The 2,541-nt window shown below is 68.8% G+C and carries 2 protein-coding genes and 1 pseudogene; all 3 read left to right on the forward strand.

Annotated features, from left to right (window positions below):
• A pseudogene (locus HWY45_RS36655) lies at positions 1–196 on the forward strand (two-component sensor histidine kinase); the annotation flags it as partial.
• A gap of 321 nt (positions 197–517) precedes the next feature.
• Positions 518–1,672: a glycosyltransferase gene (locus HWY45_RS36125; RefSeq protein WP_059883710.1), complete on the forward strand. Its 1,155-nt coding sequence runs from the start codon at positions 518–520 to the stop codon at positions 1,670–1,672.
• Positions 1,663–2,400, forward strand: a complete 738-nt coding sequence (locus tag HWY45_RS36130; protein ID WP_059883711.1) for a polysaccharide deacetylase family protein — start codon at positions 1,663–1,665, stop codon at positions 2,398–2,400. Before HWY45_RS36125 ends, HWY45_RS36130 begins: the two co-directional genes overlap by 10 nt.
• Positions 2,401–2,541 lie beyond the last annotated feature (141 nt).

Raw genomic sequence — 2,541 nt, forward strand, 5'->3', positions numbered from 1 at the left:
GGTGGTGGCGGCGATCGCGCACGCGCATGGCGGGCAGGCACTGTGTATCCCGTCCGGCAGCGGCACCTGTTTCGAATTGCGCTGGCCCGCCGATCTTGCGCCGGCGCCCCGCTCCGACCGGCGGCCCGGGACACGCCCTGCCGTCGAACGCGCCCCCGTCCCCGCGAATGGCAACGGCGCCGATGATCGGGCCTGACGACACCCGCCTTCGCCGCAAAGCAGCGCTTCTTCCCCATATGGCATGCGTCGCGACGCCTTCGGCGCTCGCGCCGCCGTCACGACCCACCGGTTCATCTCCCCGCCCCGGCCGCATCCGGATCGCCTGACCGGACGAATCTACACAAAACGGCACAGGCATCGACAGCCCCGGATGTAACGCATCTGTAAGATTCCGGCATTCATTCCGGCAACGCCGATGGTCCGCCCATGCGCGGCGCGCTGCCGTGGATCCCGGAACACGCGTCCGTACATTCAGGAACCCTGATGACGCGCGTTCGAAGAAGAGCGATGCATCGAGATGAACATTCTCTATACAAACTTTCATGGCGACTTCGGCGGCGGCCACGACACCTACGTGCACGATCTCGCCACCGCAATGAGCCGGCGTCACCGGGTGACCGTCGCGTCGCCGCAAGGCAGCCGCCTGTCGCGCCTGGTCGCGGAGCACCCCGCGATTTCGGTCGTCGACATGCAGTTCAAGCCGAGCTGGACCGCGCTGTTCCGCGAAGTGCGCCGGCTGCGCCGGCTGATCGACACCGCCCGCATCGACGTCGTCCACGTGAACGGCTCGGCGGATCACCGGCAGGTGATGCTGGCGCTGCCCGGCTGCCGCAACCGGCCCGCGGTCGTGTTCACGAAACACAATACCTACCGCGCCGACAGCTTCGGCAACCTGTTCCGCGCACGCTTCGCGACGACGCGCACCATCGCGGTGAGCGACTACGTCCGGGTGATGCTGGAGCGGGAATCGCCTTATGAAAACATCACCGTGATCAAGCACGGCGTGCGCGTTCCGGCGGCGAGCCGGCTGCGCCGCGACGAGGTGCGCCGCCGCAAGGCCGCGTGCTTCGGGCCGGCCGGCGCGGATGCGATCGTGCTGGGCAGCACGGCCGGCACCACACCGGCGAAGGGCTGGACGGACCTGATCGCCGCGCTGGGCCGCCTGCCGGACGCACAGCGCGAGCGGTTCCGCGTGCTGCTGGCGGGCGAGGCGCCGTCGGACGAACAGCGCGCGCTCGTCACGCAGCACGGCATGGCGTCGCGCACCGTCTTCACCGGCATGCTCGACTGCGCGCACGACCTGTTCTCGATCACCGACGTGTCGTTCGTGCTGTCGTACCAGGAGAGCCTGTCGTACGCGTGCCGCGAAGCGATGTCGATGGGCTGCCCGACGATCGTCAGCCGCGTGGGCGGCCTGCCCGAGAACATCGAGCATGGCGTCGACGGATGGATCGTGCCGCCGCGCGCGCCGGAAGCCGTCGCGCCGATCCTGAGCGCGATCGCGGCCGAGCCCGGAGTCGTCGAGTCGATGAGCCGCAATGCCTGGCTGAAAGGCCGCCACGAGTTCTGCTTCGAGAAGTTCGTCGACGCGACGATGTCCGTTTATGAAAGCGCGATCGGCCGGCATCGCAGCCATCGGGTGCCGGCGACCGGAGCGATGCAATGGCGATGACGCCCGCGACGCGCTACCCGATCCTGATGTACCACCAGATTCGCCCGCTGCCGCCGCCCACCGACCGGTTGCGCGGGCTGAGCGTCGACCCCGGCGCATTCCGCCGCCAGATGCAGTGGTTCAGGCGGCTCGGCTACCGCGGCCTGAGCGTGGCCGAACTGCAGCCTTATATTCGCGGGGAGCGGCACGGCAAGGTGTTCGGGATCTCGTTCGACGACGGCTTTCTCAACGTGCTGACGCACGCGATGCCGGTGCTCGACGAAGCCGGCTTCACCGCGACCTGCTATTTCGTCGCCGACCGGTTCGACGGCACGAACGCGTGGGACGCCGGCGACGACACCGTGCGTTCCCCGCTGATGTCGATCGAGAACATGCTCGAATGGCGCGATCACGGCCACGAGATCGGCTCGCACACGCTCGATCATGTGCCGCTGTCGCGCGTGGCGGCAGACGAATCATGGCGGCAGGTGGTCGAATCGCGCCGCCGGCTCGAGGCATTGAGCGAGCGGCGCATCGAATCGTTCTGCTATCCGTATGGCGAGCTGAGCGCACTGGTGCGCGACCAGGTCGAGGCGGCCGGATACCGGAATGCGACCACCACGCAGCGCGGGTGCGCAAACCGGCACGACGATCCGTTCGCACTGCCGCGCATTCCGGTCGCGGGCGGCGTCGGCGCCGCCCGGCTGTGGTTCAAGTGCCTGCGAGGGCGTGCCCGCCGCCGCGGCTGAAATCGCCGGCGGTTACGCGGCGGTTGCGATTTTCATGCCGCCGCGAGATCGTCGGGCCAACGCAACTCGAAACGCGTACCGCTGCCGGCGCGGTTGCACAGCGCCTGCCCGCCATGCGCGTGCGCGATCGCCGCCACCACG

Source organism: Burkholderia stagnalis, from assembly GCF_902830275.1.
GTDB lineage: Bacteria > Pseudomonadota > Gammaproteobacteria > Burkholderiales > Burkholderiaceae > Burkholderia > Burkholderia stagnalis.

What these genes read in the sequence shown, in the direction of transcription:
- HWY45_RS36125 (WP_059883710.1), top strand. Translation starts at nt 518, where the DNA reads ATGAACATTCTCTATACAAACTTTCATGGCGACTTCGGCGGCGGCCAC.
- HWY45_RS36130 (WP_059883711.1), top strand. Translation starts at nt 1,663, where the DNA reads ATGGCGATGACGCCCGCGACGCGCTACCCGATCCTGATGTACCACCAG.